Annotated in this window: 15 protein-coding genes; 8 read left to right on the forward strand and 7 right to left on the reverse strand. The window is 61.6% G+C overall.

Features of this window, described 5'->3' with window-relative positions; translation table 11 throughout:
• Positions 1-151: 151 nt before the first annotated feature.
• Genes GCT19_RS11860 through GCT19_RS11880 form a run of 5 tightly spaced genes read left to right on the forward strand, consistent with a single transcriptional unit; the run spans position 152 to position 5,241 of the window.
• Positions 152-2,530 (forward strand): ATP-binding protein, encoded by a 2,379-nt coding sequence (locus GCT19_RS11860; RefSeq protein WP_152852035.1) that lies wholly within the window; start codon positions 152-154, stop codon positions 2,528-2,530.
• 37 nt (positions 2,531-2,567) lie between these two features.
• A complete protein-coding gene (locus tag GCT19_RS11865; protein ID WP_321576788.1) occupies positions 2,568-3,299 on the forward strand; it encodes a methyl-accepting chemotaxis protein in 732 nt (243 codons plus the stop codon).
• Entirely contained in the window at positions 3,296-3,835 is a 540-nt protein-coding gene (locus tag GCT19_RS11870; protein WP_321576789.1) for a hypothetical protein, read from the forward strand. Before GCT19_RS11865 ends, GCT19_RS11870 begins: the two co-directional genes overlap by 4 nt.
• Positions 3,836-3,863: 28 nt before the next feature.
• Complete coding sequence (locus GCT19_RS11875) at positions 3,864-4,844, forward strand: chemotaxis protein CheX (protein WP_152852037.1); 981 nt, start codon at positions 3,864-3,866, stop codon at positions 4,842-4,844.
• A 31-nt stretch (positions 4,845-4,875) separates the two neighbouring features.
• Entirely contained in the window at positions 4,876-5,241 is a 366-nt protein-coding gene (locus GCT19_RS11880; protein WP_018431965.1) for a response regulator, read from the forward strand.
• A gap of 41 nt (positions 5,242-5,282) precedes the next feature.
• Here the strand turns inward: GCT19_RS11880 and gmd are convergent, their stop codons facing one another.
• From gmd to GCT19_RS11900, 4 genes are all read right to left on the reverse strand, one after another.
• Entirely contained in the window at positions 5,283-6,326 is a 1,044-nt protein-coding gene (gmd, locus tag GCT19_RS11885) for a GDP-mannose 4,6-dehydratase (protein WP_152852038.1), read from the reverse strand.
• A gap of 57 nt (positions 6,327-6,383) precedes the next feature.
• Positions 6,384-7,133 (reverse strand): SGNH/GDSL hydrolase family protein, encoded by a 750-nt coding sequence (locus tag GCT19_RS11890; protein ID WP_152852039.1) that lies wholly within the window; start codon positions 7,131-7,133, stop codon positions 6,384-6,386.
• Complete coding sequence (locus GCT19_RS11895; protein WP_152852040.1) at positions 7,130-8,212, reverse strand: acyltransferase family protein; 1,083 nt, start codon at positions 8,210-8,212, stop codon at positions 7,130-7,132. The genes GCT19_RS11890 and GCT19_RS11895 overlap by 4 nt, the downstream gene beginning before the upstream one ends.
• Positions 8,213-8,371: 159 nt before the next feature.
• Positions 8,372-8,737 (reverse strand): hypothetical protein, encoded by a 366-nt coding sequence (locus GCT19_RS11900; protein ID WP_018431962.1) that lies wholly within the window; start codon positions 8,735-8,737, stop codon positions 8,372-8,374.
• A 33-nt stretch (positions 8,738-8,770) separates the two neighbouring features.
• On the opposite strand from GCT19_RS11900, the gene GCT19_RS11905 reads away from it, so the two are divergent.
• From GCT19_RS11905 to GCT19_RS11915, 3 genes are all read left to right on the forward strand, one after another.
• Positions 8,771-10,972: an NHL repeat-containing protein gene (locus GCT19_RS11905; RefSeq protein ID WP_152852041.1), complete on the forward strand. Its 2,202-nt coding sequence runs from the start codon at positions 8,771-8,773 to the stop codon at positions 10,970-10,972.
• A gap of 62 nt (positions 10,973-11,034) precedes the next feature.
• Positions 11,035-12,501 carry a flippase gene (locus tag GCT19_RS11910; RefSeq protein ID WP_152852042.1) on the forward strand — a complete coding sequence of 489 codons (1,467 nt, stop codon included), beginning with the start codon at positions 11,035-11,037 and terminating at the stop codon, positions 12,499-12,501.
• A complete protein-coding gene (locus tag GCT19_RS11915) occupies positions 12,498-14,951 on the forward strand; it encodes a glycosyltransferase family 4 protein (RefSeq protein WP_152852043.1) in 2,454 nt (817 codons plus the stop codon). The genes GCT19_RS11910 and GCT19_RS11915 overlap by 4 nt, the downstream gene beginning before the upstream one ends.
• Positions 14,952-15,169: 218 nt before the next feature.
• Here the strand turns inward: GCT19_RS11915 and GCT19_RS11920 are convergent, their stop codons facing one another.
• The 3 genes from GCT19_RS11920 to GCT19_RS11930 form a co-directional block, all read right to left on the reverse strand.
• Positions 15,170-15,460, reverse strand: coding sequence for a contact-dependent growth inhibition system immunity protein (locus GCT19_RS11920; protein ID WP_152852044.1), 291 nt, complete (start codon positions 15,458-15,460; stop codon positions 15,170-15,172).
• A 235-nt stretch (positions 15,461-15,695) separates the two neighbouring features.
• Positions 15,696-15,998 (reverse strand): contact-dependent growth inhibition system immunity protein, encoded by a 303-nt coding sequence (locus GCT19_RS11925; protein ID WP_152852045.1) that lies wholly within the window; start codon positions 15,996-15,998, stop codon positions 15,696-15,698.
• Complete coding sequence (locus GCT19_RS11930; RefSeq protein ID WP_018431956.1) at positions 15,995-16,834, reverse strand: RNase A-like domain-containing protein; 840 nt, start codon at positions 16,832-16,834, stop codon at positions 15,995-15,997. The genes GCT19_RS11925 and GCT19_RS11930 overlap by 4 nt, the downstream gene beginning before the upstream one ends.
• Positions 16,835-17,192 lie beyond the last annotated feature (358 nt).

A 17,192-nucleotide genomic window follows, 5' to 3' on the forward strand; every position in this document is an offset into this window, starting at 1 on the left:
TCAAAACCCTCAAACGTGTCGCCCGGCGTCGACTTCGTCACGTTGACGTCACACATCCGCGACGATAATCCCCGCGCCCGAAAGTACAAAAACACACGGGCGTCCCGCTCAAAGCGGGGACCTTGTATTTTCAGACCTCGGGGATTCTCAGATGACCATCCGTCACCGCATCACGCTACTCGTCATTCTGATGCTTGTCGCGCTATCCGCCATTGGTGGATACGCTGTGCTTCAGACTCGCAACAGCGCAGCCAACGTCAGGCAGGTCACCCAGGGCGTCGTGCCGAGCGCGCTGGCGTCGGCCGACCTCGTGTCGCAGCTCAAGGACGTGCAGCTCGCGATGATGACGCTCGTCTATGCGCCTGACGAGAACATGGTCGCGCAGGCTCGCGACCTGCTGAAGAGCAAGGAAGCGTCGCTGCACGCGGCGCTCGACGTGCAGGCGAAGGCCGCGCAAGGTCAGGCCCAAACCGGCCTCGTGAGCCAGGCGCGCGACAGCCTCGCGAATTATTTCAACGCGGTCAACGACACCGCGAAGATGAAGGCCGACGGCAAAAACGAGCTGGCGCAGGCGTATCTGTTCGCGAACGTCGCGCAGTACCGCGATGAACTCGAAGGCATCGTCGAGACGCTGCGAATCGAAAAGAACCGCCAGAAAGACGCCGCGATCGACGACCTGAACAGCGCGCTCGCCACCACGACGACGGCGATCGGCGCCGCGACCGGCGCGGCCATCGTCGTGCTGCTGCTGATCAGCGCGCTGCTGTATCGCCAGATCACCCGGCCGCTGAGCCGCATGCAGGTGGAGATGAGCGAGATCGCGGCGAGCCAGGACTTCACGCGCCGCGTGCCGGTTGGCCGCATGGACGAGATCGGTCATTCGATCGTCGCGTTCAACGGCATGATCGAGAAGATCCAGCAAAGCTCGCTGCAGTTGAAGCAGAAGACCGCCGATATCCAGGCGATGCTGCAAAACATGCAGCAGGGGATTCTGACGGTGGTCGAAGGCGTGGTCGTGCATCCGGAATACTCCGCGTATCTGGAGGCCATCTTCGAGACACGCGAGATTGCGGACCGTCCGTTGCTCGACCTCGTGTTCGGCGGCACCGATATCAACAGCGATGAGCTCTCGCAGATCGAAGCGGCGCTGCACGCATGTATCGGTGAAGACAGCATGAACTTCGAGTTCAATCAGCACCTGCTCGTCAACGAGATCGCGAAGCCGATGGCCGATGGCCGCGTGAAGACGCTCGACCTGAGCTGGTCGGCCATTACCGACGAACACGACGTCGTGCAGCGTTTGATGCTGTGCGTGCGCGACGTGACCGAACTGCGCGCGCTCGCCGCCGAGGCCGGCGAACAGAAGCGCCGGCTGGAAATGATCGGCGAGATTCTCGCGGTGAGCCAGGAGAAGTTCCATCATTTCGTCGAAAGCGCGACGGGCTTCATCAGCGAGAACGAGCGGATCATTCGTCAGCATCATGAGCCGAGTCACGAGGCCGTCGCCGAACTGTTCCGCAACATGCACACCGTCAAGGGCAATGCGCGCACGTATAGCCTTCAGCATCTGACCGGCGTCGTCCACGAAACCGAACAGCGTTACGACGCGTTGCGCCGCGCGGACAGCGGCGAAGCGTGGGACCAGAAGCTTCTGATCGAGGATCTGCAGCGCGTGAAGGCCGCGCTCGAAACCTACGCGACGATCAACGAAGTGAGCCTCGGCCGCAAGGGCCCCGGCCAGAAGAGCGCGATGGATCGCTATCTGATCGTCGATCGCGAGTTGATCCAGAAGCAGCTGGACCTGCTCGAAAGCGCCGATCCGGCCGACCGTGACGCACTCGTGTCGATGCGCGAATCGTTGCAGCGCGAGCTGCGTCTGTTGGGCACCGAATCGATCTACGAAGCGCTCGCCGGCGTGCTCGAATCGCTGCCGTCTCTGGCGGCCGAACTCGGCAAGGAGGCGCCGGTCGTCAGCATCGACAACAACGGCTACCGCGTGCGCAGTGAGATCAGCCATACGCTGCGCAATGTGTTCACGCATCTGCTGCGCAATTCGGTCGACCACGGCATCGAGCCTGCCGCCGAGCGTATCGCGAACGGCAAGGACGCGGCCGGCGTCATCGAGCTGGAAGTGGGCGTCGATCATCACGCGCTGCAAATCACCATCAGCGACGACGGCCGCGGTCTCGCGCTCGCGAAGATCCGCGCGGCCGCGATCGAACGCGGCTGGATCGACGCCGATGCCGCGCTCAGCGACGAAGCGATTGCCGAGCTGATCTTCCGTTCCGGTTTCTCGACCGCGCAGAGCGTCAGCGAGATTTCGGGTCGCGGCGTCGGCATGGATGCCGTGCGCGATTTCGTGCGGCGCGAGCATGGCCGCATCGAATTGCGTTTCACCGACGATCGTCGCGGCGCGGACTATCGCCGCTTTCAGACCGTCGTGTCGTTCCCCGAGGACTGGGCGGTGGACAGTCTCGATGCGTCCGTCGAGGCAGCGCGCGAGCGTGACGCGGATGAGGTGGCAGGCTAACGGCCTGATCGATTGAACGATGCGATGGGAGCAGGTCGTGCTTGAAAGTTATCTTGTGGCCGCAGGCGTTGGCGGTATCGTCTGCGCGCTCGCGACGGGCATTTTTTTTCGTCGGAAGCTTCGCGTCAGTGCAGAAGCGCAACGTGTCGACACGCTCGCGCGGCGAGCCCTCGAACGGCAACTCGACGCGGCGGTCCTGGTCGGCGAGCAGGCCAACGGTGAGCGCGTCGCACTGGAGGCGCTGCTCGCCGATCTGCGCGCGCAGGCCGAGCAGGGCGAGCGCAATCGCGAAGCGTTGCAGGCGTCCCTCGACGCCGCGAGCGCGCGAAGCAACGAATGGCTGCAGCACGCGACGCGGATCGCGCACGAGGCGGCCCGTCTGAAAACGCTGACTACCACGTTCGAGCGTTGGCACGAGCAGATGATTTCGCTGATGTCGCAGAACCGTGACATGCACAAGAAGAACCAGGAGCTGTCGTCGATTGTGCAGCACGTGCTGATCGTTTCGCTGAATGCGTCGATCGAAGCGGCGCGCGCCGGCACCGCCGGTCGCGGCTTTTCGATCGTCGCGGGTGAAGTGCGCTCGCTCGCATCGCGCTCGCAGGAACTGTCGAAGAGCTATCAGGAGAGCCTGCATCGCAACGACCTGACGACCGCAGCGACGTTCCAGGACATCCAGGCCGGCGGCAAGATGATCACGGCGTCGCTCGGCGGCGTCGAAGTGCTGGCGACCCAGTTTCAATCCAGGCTCGAGCAGGCCGCGGCGTGATTACCGATCTGGCGTTGCAAAGCATCGCGGACATCTTCTGTCACGCGGCTCGCGCGAGATTACCCGTGACGCCGGGTGATGCGTGCGAGATCAGCGCGGTGCCGAGGTGGGATCGCGATCATCCGCCCGGCCCTTGCGCGATGGCGCTGACGATCTCGTCGATCGGCTTTCGGCTGCTGTTCGTGCTGCATTTCAGCAAGGATGAAGCAACGCGCGCGTACTACGCCAGTGGCGACACGACGCGTTCGCTGTCGGAAACGCTGATGGAGCTCGGCAATCTGTGCTGCGGCTACATGAACCAGCAACTGGTCGATCATTTCCCCGATCTCGGCATGTCGACGCCGTATGAATTGAACAGCACCTGTATCGAGTATCTGGATGAATTGCGGCCCGATCACGTGTGGGCGTACGAGCTGACGATCGGCGGTGCGGCCCGGCTGGGCGTCACGCTATGCGTGTGCGCGCAGGCGCCACTCGATTTCAAGGCTGAACTCGCGACGGCCGATGAGGCCGAAGGCGAACTCGAACTTTTCTAGCAACACTGCATTCGCAGACTGAAACACGATGAATACCAGCAAGCCCGTCAGCAAGATGCTCGTGCTCGACGACAGTCCGGCACACGCGCAAGCGCTGAAGCTCTTTTTCGACGAGCACAACCTGATTGCACTGAAGGTGCGCGACAGCAGCCGCCTCGGCTCGGTACTCGCCACCAATATCGATCTCGGCGGCGTTCTGCTGGCGGATAACTACGGTGGATCGGTCGAACACGCGGCAACGACTGCGGTGCGGATCAATACCTTGCGCCCCGAATTGCCGGTGATCCTGCGTTCGAGCGGCGACGCGCCGCTCGAACAGCTTCCGAAGCCTATGAAGAACGCGGCGTGCGCGCATTTCAATGGCGCCGATCTGACGGCGCTGCGTGAAGCCGTGGATCAATACATCTTCAGCCTCGACTTTCCGAACGCGCTCGTGCGCGGTATCGCCGAGATCACTGATGCAAGGCTCGCGACGTTGTTCGACGGCGTCACCGTGCAACGCGACACGCCCAGCGTCGTGCGCGATCGCATCATCTTCGGCGAGGTGTTCAGCCTGATTCCGCTCGAAGGCACCTGGTGCCGCGGCTATATGTTGATGCAGGCCGAAGAGGAACCGCTGCTCGGCATGATCGAGCGCGATCGCGCGGCACGGGATGCCGGCAGGGGCACGACGCAAGCAGGCTTTCGCGATCTGAACAACGTGCTCGGCGAATTGACGAATCTGATCTGGGGTGCGTTCAAGGACCGGTTCCTCGGTGCGCGGAACGGTCGCGAAGCGAGTCAGGTGCAGGTGCCTCTGCTCGTCAATCACAAGCACCGCTATATCTCGTTCGGTTCGGACAATCCGCAGTTGCGGTTTCAATACCGATTGAGCGACGCGGCGAGAGGACAGTCGGTGTCGATCGATCAGCGCTTCGTGTTCAACCTGAGCTGGTCACCCGAAGATTTTTCTGAAAACACGGTGGATGTCGACGATCTGGTCGAGTCCGGCGAACTGGATCTGTTTTGATACAACGCGTCGGTGACGCAAGGGAATGGCTATGGCAAAGATTCTGGTGGTGGACGATTCGAGCACGGTACGCGATGAAGTCGCGGGCTTTCTGGCGAAAAACGGTCTGGACGTCGCGACTGCCATCGACGGCAAGGATGGCCTTACGAAGCTGAAGACGGATTCGAATATCCGCCTGATCGTCAGCGATGTGAACATGCCGAACATGGACGGCCTGACGATGGTCGAAAAAATCCGCGGCGAACTCGCGAACAAGACCGTCAACGTGATCATGCTGACGACCGAAAGCAGCCCCGCAATGAAGGAGCGCGGCAAGGCCGCTGGCGTGAAGGGCTGGATCGTCAAGCCGTTCAAGGGCGATGCGGTGCTGGAGACGTTCCGGAAGCTGGCGGGTTGACGGATAGTGTGCGGCGAACTCCGCCGCACACGGATGCGGTGTTAGAACGTCTCGTGGTGCTCGTTGCGCGCGATGTCCGCCTGCACCATCATCTGGCACAGTTGTTCCAGCGAGGTTTGTGGTTGCCAGCCGAGCGTGTCGCGTGCCTTGTCCGCGCAGCCGATCAGCAGGTCGACTTCGGCCGGTCGATAGAACTTCGGGTTCACGCGCACGAGCGTCTTGCCGGTCGCGACATCGATGCCGGTCTCGCGCTCGTCCTTGCCCGACCATTCGAGCTGGAAGCCCGCCGCCGTGAACGCCATGCGCACGAAATCGCGAACGGTCTCGGTGCGGCCGGTGGCGAGCACGAAGGTGTCGGGCGCGTCGGCTTGCAACATGCGCCACATGCCCTCCACATATTCGAGCGCGAAGCCCCAGTCGCGCTGCGCGCTCAGGTTGCCGAGTTCGAGCACGTCCTGCTTGCCGAGCTTGATCTTCGCGACCGTGTCGGTGATCTTGCGGGTGACGAATTCGCGGCCACGTAGCGGCGATTCGTGATTGAACAGAATGCCGCTGCTCGCGAACAGGTTGTACGACTCGCGATAATTGATCGTCGACCAGTGCGCGAACAGCTTCGCGACGCCATACGGGCTGCGCGGATAGAACGGCGTGCTCTCGCGTTGCGGCACCGCCTGCACGAGGCCGAACATCTCGGAGGTCGATGCCTGATAGAAGCGCGTCTTCGGGCTCAGGATACGCAGGCCTTCGAGCAGATTCAGCGCGCCGACGCCGGTCACTTCGGCGGTGGTCACTGGCTGGTCGAACGACACGCCGACGAAGCTCTGCGCGGCGAGGTTATACAGCTCGTCGGCCTGGGTGCCGTCGAGCAGACGCAGTGTCGAGCCGAGGTCGGTGAGGTCGTGTTCGACCAGACGCAGATTCGGATGATCGAGCACGCCAAGCTCACGCATGCGCCAGAAGTTAACCGAACTCGTGCGCCGGTAGGTGCCGGTCACGTGATAGCCCTTGTCGAGCAGCAGCTTGGTCAGATAGGCGCCGTCTTGTCCGGATACGCCGGTGATGATCGCTTTGCGTGATTGGCTCATAGCTTGCCTTCTAGTTTGAGAATGAGAAAAGGAACGGAACGCGCGTAAACGCGCGGCTCAACGTGTTTCGTCCAGCAGCCGCCGCACCAACGGTTCGACGACCCGATAATCCTGGTCGGCCTTCAGCCGGTACAACTCCGGTTTCGGATGCGCGCCGTCCGACATCAGCGACTTCCAGTCGGGCAGGCCGCTCACATACGCGAATTGATCGACGAGCGGCACCTGCTGTTCGGCGGACACGCGTCGCGTCATCTTGACCATCGCGGCGAGCCGTGCGTTGAGCCGGTTATCGGGCATCGGGTTCGAGGTCTGCAAAACGGGCTCCTTGCCGAGCGCTCGCGCGGTTTGCACGAGCGATGATTCGGCCGCGTAGAACTGCTCGGGCGTCTGGTTCTGCATCACTTCGTTGATGCCATAGTTGAGCAGCACGATCCGCGCGGGCGAGACGGCGAGACGTTCGCGCCACGGCAGCCCGGCCGTCGGTCCCGCGCGACGATTGCCGGTGCCGTCGCGCAACTGCGAGGCCATCGTGCCGCCGACGCCGTAGTTCGTGACACGCACGCGATCGCCGTCATGCGCCTGCAACGCTTGCTGCAGATACGAAACCGCGTTGCGCCCTTGCGGACCGCAGTGGCCATCGCTACAGGTGATCCCGAGCGTGGTCGAATCGCCGTAGGCGTCGATCAGCACTTGCGTCGGCGATGACGTTGGCGGCTCGTCCACGGCCGCGCTCGTAGTCGGCGCGAGCCACGTCAGCGCCGACGCGACGCCCAGCACGCGGGCAGCAACCACAGCCAGGCGGTTCATGCGCGGCTTTGCGGTGCTTGCCGCGCAACGCCGGCGCCGGCGTGTGCCGTCGCTCTCGTGCCGCGCGTAGCGAAAATCAAGCGCTTCTCGAATGCGAACCACGTGATGCTCGCGTAGACGAGCGTGATCGCAAGCGCGATCGCGGCGCTCAGGTAGCGGTTCAAATGCAGCGGCCACACCATGTACAGCACGCTCAGGTGGATCAGATAGATCGTGTAGCTGATGGTGCCGATATAAACGAGCACGGGATTGCACAGCAGCCGCTTAACGATGCCCTTGCTCTGCAACGCGATCACCACGATCGACGTACACAGCACCAGCGACACGCTATAGAGCCCCGCATTCGACAACGGCGTATTCGCCGCGCGAAAACGCGGGAAGTGCAGATGCAGCCATGCCAGCACCGCGAGTGCGGCGAGCGCGCCGAGCACCGCGAGTCCCTTGTACGGTTCGAGCGCATTGCGATCGCGCCGCACGGCCACCGCGAGCAGCGCGCCGGCGGCGAGCAGATCCATACGGAACGGCGTCAGGTAGTAGATCGGCCAGAACGAGTCGAACCACGGCGTGGCGAGCGCGCGCAGCAGCGGCACCAGCACGATCAGCGCGGCCGCCACGCCGCCGAGCAGACGCTCGGGCACGAGCAGGATCACGAACGGCCAGAAGATATAAAACTGCTCCTCGACCGCGAGCGACCACAGCACATTGAGGCTTTCGTGGCCGCTTTGATTGAGTGCGTCGCCGATATTGGTCGCGAAGAACGCATACCAGTACCAGTGCTGCGCCCACGCGAGACCGAACAGCACCGATGACACGGCCATCAGCAGCAGGTACGGCGGCAGAATGCGGCGCGCGCGCCGTGCGTAGAAATAGCTGAAATACGACTGCTGACGCGCCTTGCGATCGAGCAGGATGCCGCTGATCAGAAAGCCGCTCAAAACGAAAAACAGATCGACGCCCATCCATAGCGGCGCTTTCAACGCGTGCTGGGCGAACACTGCGAGCACGGCGATCGCGCGCAGACCGTCGAGTTGCACGATACGGGAATGGGAGGGCGCGAGGGGCAAAGCGCTGGCTGTCATGAACCGTCCATGGTGTAAAGCGGATGGGCCGGGCGAAGGGCCGCGCGGTTCGCAACGCAGAGCCGGCGAACAGGCGCGCGCTTCGCGTCGCAACTGAAGTGCAATTGATTCTAGGGAAAATAAAATCGAGAAAAAATCTGTTGGAATGGGCTAATTGAATCAGATTGAAACAGGGTATTTTTTTGACCATTCCAGAAAAACTTTTATGGTTATCTGATCAGCATCGGGCACTCCGTAATAAATGCGCACTGCGTGATCCCACATCGTCAGGAACGGAGGATTGTCGCGACAGAGCCGAGTGGCGGCCAGGCTTTCGTTTTCATCGATTTTTAAATTCATTTCTTTTGCGACGTATAAGCGAACGAATATTTTTGAATTATTTTCGATTTTCGTCGCCGCATTTTTTCCGCGTAACTTAGCCGTGCGGACGGCCGCCTTCAGGCGCCGCGCTTCAATCGGTTGCGCTTCGTTTCGCTTTACCACATCACTGAAATTCGCCCCGAGCGGGCGCGGGTCCGCGCGCATCGCGTTGACCGGGCATCGACTGGAGGTTCCGCTTTGCGCCGTATCACGTTCAAAAGCTGGTTCGCCCTGACAGCCTGCGCTGCCGGCGTCGTCGCCGCAGCAGTCGGTCTGCCCGCTTGCGCCGAAACCACGTTGAACGCGAAGACCTCATGGATCGGCAACAGCTTTGGCTTTGGCGATGGCACATGGACGCAGATCAATATCACCGCGATCGCGGTCACGCCGGACGGCAAGGTCTATACGAACGCACCGTGGGACGAAAGCGGCGCCGAAGCGAGCGTCTATCAGGACGGCAAGATGCTCGGCTTCGCGGGCGGCACGCATGGCTGGGGCAACGCCGGCGGCAATGCGATCGCGGTCAACCGCAAATATGCGTTCGTCGCGATCGCGGTCGGCAATGAGAAGGGGCACCTGGTCGAGCCGGGCGTATGGCCGGACAAGGGCAAGCAATGGTTCGGCATTTCGCGGCGCCTGATCGGCGAGCCGAAGCGCGTGGCACCGTTTCAGCCCGCCGCTAAAAAGGCGGACCCGCATGCGCAGCTCGCGGCCGGCTTTCTGATGATGAACGAAGTGCCGACCGGCACGAACGCGGAGATCGACGGGCTCGCTGCGAACGACACGACGCTGTTCGCGGCCAATACCGCACGCAATCGCATCGAAGTCTACGATGCCGAGTCGATGCAGCAGAAGGCGACGTGGAGCGTGCACGAGCCTGGACGTCTCGCGCTCGCACCCGACGGCACGCTCTGGGTGCTGAGCGGCACACGCAGCGATCGCGCGCCGGGCATCGAGCATTACACCGCGACCGGTCAGCGCATCGATGAAACCATCACGCTGCCGGCCGACACGGTCGCGGTCGACCTCGCCGTCGATGCGCAAGGCCGCCTGCTGATCGCCGACAACGGTCCGCGCCAGCAGGTGCTGTTCTTCACGAAGCGCGACGGCCGCTACACGGCGTCGGGCACGCTCGGGGAGCGCGGCGGCATTTTCAGCGGCGTCGCGGGCAAGCCGGGACCATTGCGATTCAACGGCTTGACTGGCGTCGGTATCGATGCGCGCGGCAACGTGTACGTGTCGACCAATGGCATCGGCCCGCGTTACGAGCCGATCGGCGCGGGCCTCGGCGCAACGCTCGAAAGCTACGCGCCGGACGGCAAGCGCAACTGGCAGGTCGAGGGGCTGCTGTTCGTCGACGGCGCGTGGATCGATCCGGCCCGGCCCGACAGCGTCTATACCGGCAACAAGCGCTTCGAACTCGATCTGTCGAAGCCGTCGGGGCAGGACTGGAAATACGCGGGATTCCTGTCGAACCGGTTCAAGTACCCGGACGATCCGGTGTTCCATACCGACCAGTATCCGGGGCTGCCGATCGCGCGGCGGTTGAAGGGGCGCACGTTCCTCTATCTGACCGACATGTATGCGGACCATCTGAAGATCTATCGCTTCGATCCACAGCACGACGGCGAGAGCGCGATTCCGTCTGGATTTGTCGCAGGCCGCGAGCGCGCGGTCGCGAAGGTGCCGAATGCGCCGTCGGGCGGTGACTGGATCTGGCGCGACATGAATGGCGATGGCCACTTCCAGCGCGACGAATACACGCCGAACACGAGCGGCACGAAGCTCGCGGGTGGCTGGGGCTGGTGGGTCGATACGGCCGGCGACATCTGGCGCACCCGGGATACGAAGGGCATCTATCGCTTCCGTTTCGGCGGACTCGATGCGAAAGGCAACCCGGTCTACGCGTACTCGAACCTGACGCAGTACCCGGTGCCTGCATCGTTCAGCGAGTTGCATCGCGCGATCTATGAACCGGACACCGACACGATGTACGCGAGCGGCTATACGGCCGATATGCCGACCACGCAGGGCTTCTGGAAGGAAGTGGGGCGCGTGCTGGTGCGCTACGACAAGTGGTCGAGCGGCAAGCCGGTGCAGCGTTATGCAATCAGCTTGCCGTGGCAGACGCAAAGCAAGCCGATCGCGACGATCATCGGCGTCACCGTCGAGGGGCAATACGTGTTCGGCGTCGAGCCGGTCGGCGCGGTGCACGTGTGGGACAAGGACAGCGGCCGCGAACTCGGCGTGATCCGGCCGGGCCCCGAAGTGGGCCGCGCGTCGGGCTGGGTCGACGTGCCGAACGGCATCAGCGCGACGAAGCGCGCCGATGGCGAGTACCTGGTGTTCGTCGAGGAAGACGCGCGCGGCAAGGTGCTGATGTATCGCTGGAAGCCTTGAGCAGCGTTGGCCTCGCTGACGCAGCGCCGCACGCAATCTAACCGCAAAACCCAAGGGATTCGATGGACAAAGGCATTCTCAGGAACGTAGCGATCAATTTTTTCGGGCTCGTGCTGCCGACGTTCGTGTCGCTCGTGACCGTGCCGTCGTATATCCGGCTGCTCGGCGTCGAGCGCTACGGTGTGATCAGTCTCGTGTGGACGCTGATCGGCTACTTCGGCATTCTCGATCTCGGCATGAGCATGGCCGCGCAGAACCATATTTCGAAGGCACGCGCGTCGGGCGATCAGCGGGAAAGCGCGCGCGTGTTCTGGAGCGCGACCTGGCTCAATCTGACGACCGGCGTGGTGGGCGGTCTGATCATCTACTTCGGCGCGTTCCTGTACACCGCGTATTTCACGAAGGTATCGCCCGAGCTGCAGCACGAAGTCTATATGGCGCTGCCGTGGCTCGCGGTCGCGATTCCGATCGCGAACGTGTCGTGGGTGTTCGCGGGCGCGATCAATGGCGCGGAACGCTTCGGCGTCTACAACACGAATCAGACGATCGGCACGTTCCTGTTCCAGTTGTTGCCGCTCGGTGCCGCGCTGTGGCTCGGCGCGACCTTGCAGAACGTACTCGCCGCGGCTGTGGTCGCGCGGATTCTCGCCGCGTTGCTGCTCGGCCACTACGCGCTGAAAGTGCTTGAAATACGCAGCATTGAACCGCCGCGGCTCGGCGTCGCGAAGGGGCTGTTCAACTTCGGCGGCTGGATGCTGATCGCGAGCGTGACGACGATGGTCGCCGATTCGCTCGATCGCGTGATGCTCGGATCACGCCTCGGTGCGCGGTTCGTCACGTATTACACGGTGCCGCAGAATCTCGTCACGCGTCTGAACATCGTGCCGACCGCGCTGGTGCGCACGCTGTTTCCGCGGCTGTCGGCGGTTGGCCGCGCGGATGCCGATACGATCACGCAGCAGTCGCTCGAATTCCTGAACGGCGTGTTCACGCCAGTCGCGCTGGTTGCGATGCTGGTGCTCGAACCGTTCCTGCATCTGTGGGTCGGCAACGAGATCGCGACGATCGCGGCCCCCGTTGGCCGCATCATGATTGTCGCGGTGTGGCTCGTCGGCCAGGCGAACGTGACGCGCATCCTGATTCAGTCACAGGTCAATCCAGCCACTGCCGCGCGGATCGGCCTCGTCGAGTTGCCGCTGTTCGCCGGCGCGTTGTGGCTCGGTATCACGCATTTCGGACTGACCGGCGCGGCGGTCGCGGTTTCCGCGCGGGCACTGTTCGACTACGCGGTGCTGCTGCATTTCGCCGCGATCCGCGCGCGCCAGATCATGCTCGACATGCTCGCCCATCTCGCCTTCCTGCTCGCCAGCCTGTGGCTCGCGAGCTTCCTGCCGAGCCTCGCGCTCGCGATTGCCGCCGGAGTGCTGATGGTCGGCGCGAACGTCGCGTGGTCGATCACGATGACGCCCGCCTTGCGCAATCTTGCGCGTTCACTGCTATTGCGACTGAATCCGAGGAAAAGCGCATGAACCAAGACGTCCTTGAAAAAAACCTGTTGAGGCCTGCGACGCGCAGCGCGCTCGACGAACTGACGAGCGTGCCGGGTATGCAGCCGGCAATGCGCCGTAGCGCGCCGCGCGCGAACAAAAACGTGCGCATCGCGATCGTGCACGACTGGCTCGTCACCTACGCGGGCGCGGAGAAAGTGCTCGAGCAGATCATCGCGTGCTTTCCCGATGCGGATCTGTTCAGCCTCGTGGACTTTCTCGACGATCGCAGCTTCCTGCGCGGCAAGCCGGTGACGACCTCGTTCATCCAGAAACTTCCGCTCGCGCGCAGCAAGTACCGCTCGTATCTGCCGCTGATGCCACTCGCGATCGAGCAGCTCGACGTGTCGGCGTACGACGTGGTGATCTCTAGCAGTCACGCGGTCGCCAAGGGCATTCTGACCGGTCCCGACCAGGTGCATATCAGCTACGTGCATTCGCCGATCCGCTATGCGTGGGATTTGCAGCATCAGTATCTGCAGCAGTCGAAGCTGACCAACGGCCCGAAGTCGGCGCTCGCGCGGGTGATTCTGCATTACATGCGCAACTGGGATATCCGCACGTCGAACTCGGTCGACGGCTTCATCGCGAACTCGGCGTTCATCGCGCGACGCATCAAGAAGGTGTATCAGCGCGACGCGCAGGTGATCTTCCCGCCGGTCGATGTCGACGCGTTCACGCTGTGCACGCAGAAGGAAGACTTCTATCTGACCGCGTCGCGGATGGTGCCGTACAAGAAGATCGATCTGATCGTCGAGGCGTTCGCGCGGATGCCCGAGCGCAAGCTCGTCGTGATCGGCGATGGGCCCGACATGGCGAAGATTCGCGCGAAGGCGGGGCCGAACGTCGAAATCATGGGTTATCAGCCTTTCAAGGTGCTGAAGGACCGCATGAGCCGCGCGAAGGCGTTCGTGTTCGCGGCCGAAGAGGACTTCGGCATTTCGGTGGTCGAGGCGCAGGCTTGCGGCACGCCGGTGATTGCCTACGGCAAGGGCGGGGCGCTCGAAACCGTGCGCGATTTGTCGGAGCCGAAGCCGACCGGCATGTTCTTCGATGAGCAGGACGCCGACTCGATCATCGCTGCCGTGAATCGTTTCGACGAGCTTGGGCACCAGTTCCAGCCCGAGCATTGCCGCGACAACGCCGAGCAGTTTTCGGCCGCGCATTTCCGCGAGCGCTTTTTCGCGCAGGTGCGCGCGGCGGTGCCCGCATTGCGCGCCGCGACGCTGCCGCCCTATACGCCGTATCGGCCGGGCTCGCAGAGCGCCGCGAACGTGCCGCGCATTCTTGCAGTCGATCAGAGCGGCGTGCTCGGCGGCGCCGAGCTGTCGCTGCTCGAAATCGTCAAAGCGCTGCGCTCGCGCATCGAGGTCGTGCTGTTCGACGACGGGCCATTCAACACCGCGCTCGCGAAGACCGGTGTCGCGGTCACCGTGCTCGATGCCGGGGTGCTGAAAAATGTGCGCAAGCAGGGCGGTTCGCTGCCGAAGGGTCAGGCATTGAAGGGGCTCATCTCACTCGTGCGTGCCACCGCAAAACGGGCGCGCAAAGTGGATGTGATCTACGCGAACACGCAGCGCGCGATGGTGATCGGCGCCGTGGCCGGCAAGCTCGCGAGACGGCCGGTGGTCTGGCATTTGCGCGACATCGTCAGCGCCGAGCATTTCGGCGGCAAGCAGCTCGCGATCATCAAGTGGTGCGCGCGGCTCGGGCTCACGCATGTGATCGCCAATTCGGCCGCGTCGGCGCAGGCGTTCGCGAAGCTCACGCGCTTCGACAGCAAGCGCATAGACGTGGTGTTCAACGGGATTGCCGCGGAGCCGTTCGACGCATTGCGTACGGTGCCGCAGGCGGTGCTGCGCGAGCGCCTTAATCTGCCGCGCGACGCGTTCCTCGTCGGCTCGTTCAGCCGGCTTGCGCGTTGGAAGGGACAGCATGTGCTGCTCGAAGCGATGGTGCTCAATCCGCAGATGCATGCGGTGCTGGTCGGCGCGGCGCTGTTCGGCGAGGACCAGTACGAGGTCGAACTGCGTGCCTTCGTCGCCGCGCACAAGCTCGGCGAGCGGGTGCATTTTCTCGGCTTCCAGCACGACATTCCGGCCTGCATGTGCGCGGTCGACGCGGTCGTGCATACGTCGATCACGCCGGAGCCGTTCGGCCGCGTGATCGTCGAGGGGATGCTCGCGCAGCGGCCGGTCGTGGCGTCGCGCGCGGGCGGCGTGCTCGAAATCATCGACGACTACGAGAACGGCGTGCTGTGTACGCCGGGCGATGCGCATGCGCTCGCCGATACGCTCGCCGAATTGCGCTCGAACGGCGACTTGCGTGACAAGCTGGTCGAGAACGGCTATCGGACCGCGCAGGAGCGCTTCGGCACGCGCAGCTATGTGGATGGGGTCGCGGGGATTCTGAAGAGTGTGGCGGGGCAGTAGCGCGATGCTTTTTACGCGAGGGTAGACAGGGGCTTGGCCAGTCCTTGCTTGGCGTAACGGGGTGGAGGTCGGACGACCTTCACTCCGTTTTTTTATTGCGCCGCATTCTACGACACCCGGTATATCCCGCAAATCGTCGTGTTCCATCTTTCCTGCGAACATCACCGCACGTGCATGCGCAGGGGGCGTCGAACCGCCCGGTCGCGGCGATCAGTAGATTACTCGCTTAGAAGGAGCTTCAACTCGTCAAGGAACGAGGCCGTAGTGTGGCCCCACAGATCAGGATCAAACCCTGAGCCGTAATCTCTTTCGAACGCAGAATCCAGGTCGGACGGATGGTCATTCAAGAACGAATTTATTTCACCAATTATTTCTTTCCGATATTCCGGCGGGCTATCATCTTTATAGCATGAGACAATTTCAGGGATTGTGTTTCCCCACAAATCAAAATCCTCATTGAAATACGCGCCGAACAGCTCGTACATTCTGGGGTAGCGGTCCGATAACATTGGCAGTCCTTTAGTCGACGTGCGCGGTTAATATGTAATACGGCATATTGTTGTACGAGCGTTTCGGCGCGCGCAGCTATGTGGATGGGGGCGCGGGGATTCTGAAGAGCGTGGCGGGGCAGCAGAGCGGTGTATTTACGCGAGGGTAGACAGGGCTTGGCCGGTCCTTGCGCGGCGTAACGGGGCGAAAGTCGAAGGACTTTCGATCCGTTTTTTACGAGAGGAGACGAGTGCATTACTCGCTCAGAATGCGCTTAAGTTCCTCAAGAAACGATGCGGTCGTGTGACCCCATAGCTTCGGATTGAAATCATGTCCGTACATTTCATAGAAGGCACTATCCAGGTTTTCGCCGAAGTTCACTGCTAGCTGGTTAATTTCGTTGATAGCAGACTTGCGCATTTCAGAAGTAATCGCATTTTTATAGATGCCGACAATTTCTTCAATCGAGTCTCCGATATAGTGATAATCCTGATTTAAATATCCGCCAAACAGAATATCGAGATTCGGATATGAAGGGTTATTTTCCGCGTGAATCATAATTTGGTTGCATATGAAGTAATAATATAGTATGGCATCCCATTGTATGTTTCATGCTTCAATACCAACCGGATTCCATGTAGCCGAATTAATTCCCCCGTTTCCCTAACCACTCCATAGCCAATATCCCTGCCAGCGTTTTCGTTTAAGACAAGGTGATAACCTGGCCGGGACCGTGACCAGGATCTAATTTTGAGAGAATTATTCCGCACAATTTCCGAAATGGCCAATTCTGCTGTTTTGAGATCGTAGAAAGAAGATGCGACGTCCATTTTAGGGTATTTTTTCAGGCGCGCCCTCAAATACTCCTCTGACTTTCCAATGTGCTCCTTTATTGTATGCCCTCCAAGCCTCGGATCTAGGGCTTTTGCCTCATGCATTTGCAGATTGATCCGGCCCATCGTGACGCTGGCCACGCGTGCAGCCTTGATCGAGCCAGCGAAACCAAACGGCACGATGATATCGACTGACAGGCCGATATTGTTCGCCATGTCAGGACTGGCCTTCATCGCCTCGGCCAGTTTCGTCGTACCTTGCTGGATCAGCGTGGCCGTATCCCGGCCCGTCCAGATTTGGCGTACACCTGCCGACACCGTATCTGAGCCATGCACACCGAACACAACACATCCGGCCTTGCTTGCCATCGTCGGTTCCGGCAGCACGCAAAGCGCTGCCGCTCCGACCATTTCCAGTACCCCGCCGACTACCTGCAAGCCGCCCCATAGTCGGTTGGAAAGCATTTCGGTGGGGCTGATCGACTGACGGGAGAGCACCGCAGCCAGCTGCGGCGCACTGAGTACCACGCGCACGCCGTCCGAATCGTGTTGATATGACATTCCGGTGTCCTCTGGAGTTATTGGGCTGCCACGCTAGCAGGCAACTACAGGGAGATGGAATGGGCGACGGATGATTTTAGGCGATCAAAATAAGACACCCAGAAAGCATAGTGAACATTTGTTAAAAAGTCTTAATCTCAAACTGAAGGTGTTGACAGAAAACCCTTAAGATTAATTCGTCGGGTGCTTCCTGGAAAATCAGAATGGACGACAAAACCAGAAACAGGAAGATGTGGTGCACGAGCCCCGGCTATCTGACAGCGACAGGAGCCAACGCATATCGATGAGAATCACTACGATACTGGTGACGGCTTTGGCCGCCCTATCTGGCAGCACACATGCTGACCACTCCTACGAC

The sequence above is a fragment of the Paraburkholderia atlantica genome (assembly GCF_009362785.1).
GTDB lineage: Bacteria > Pseudomonadota > Gammaproteobacteria > Burkholderiales > Burkholderiaceae > Paraburkholderia > Paraburkholderia atlantica.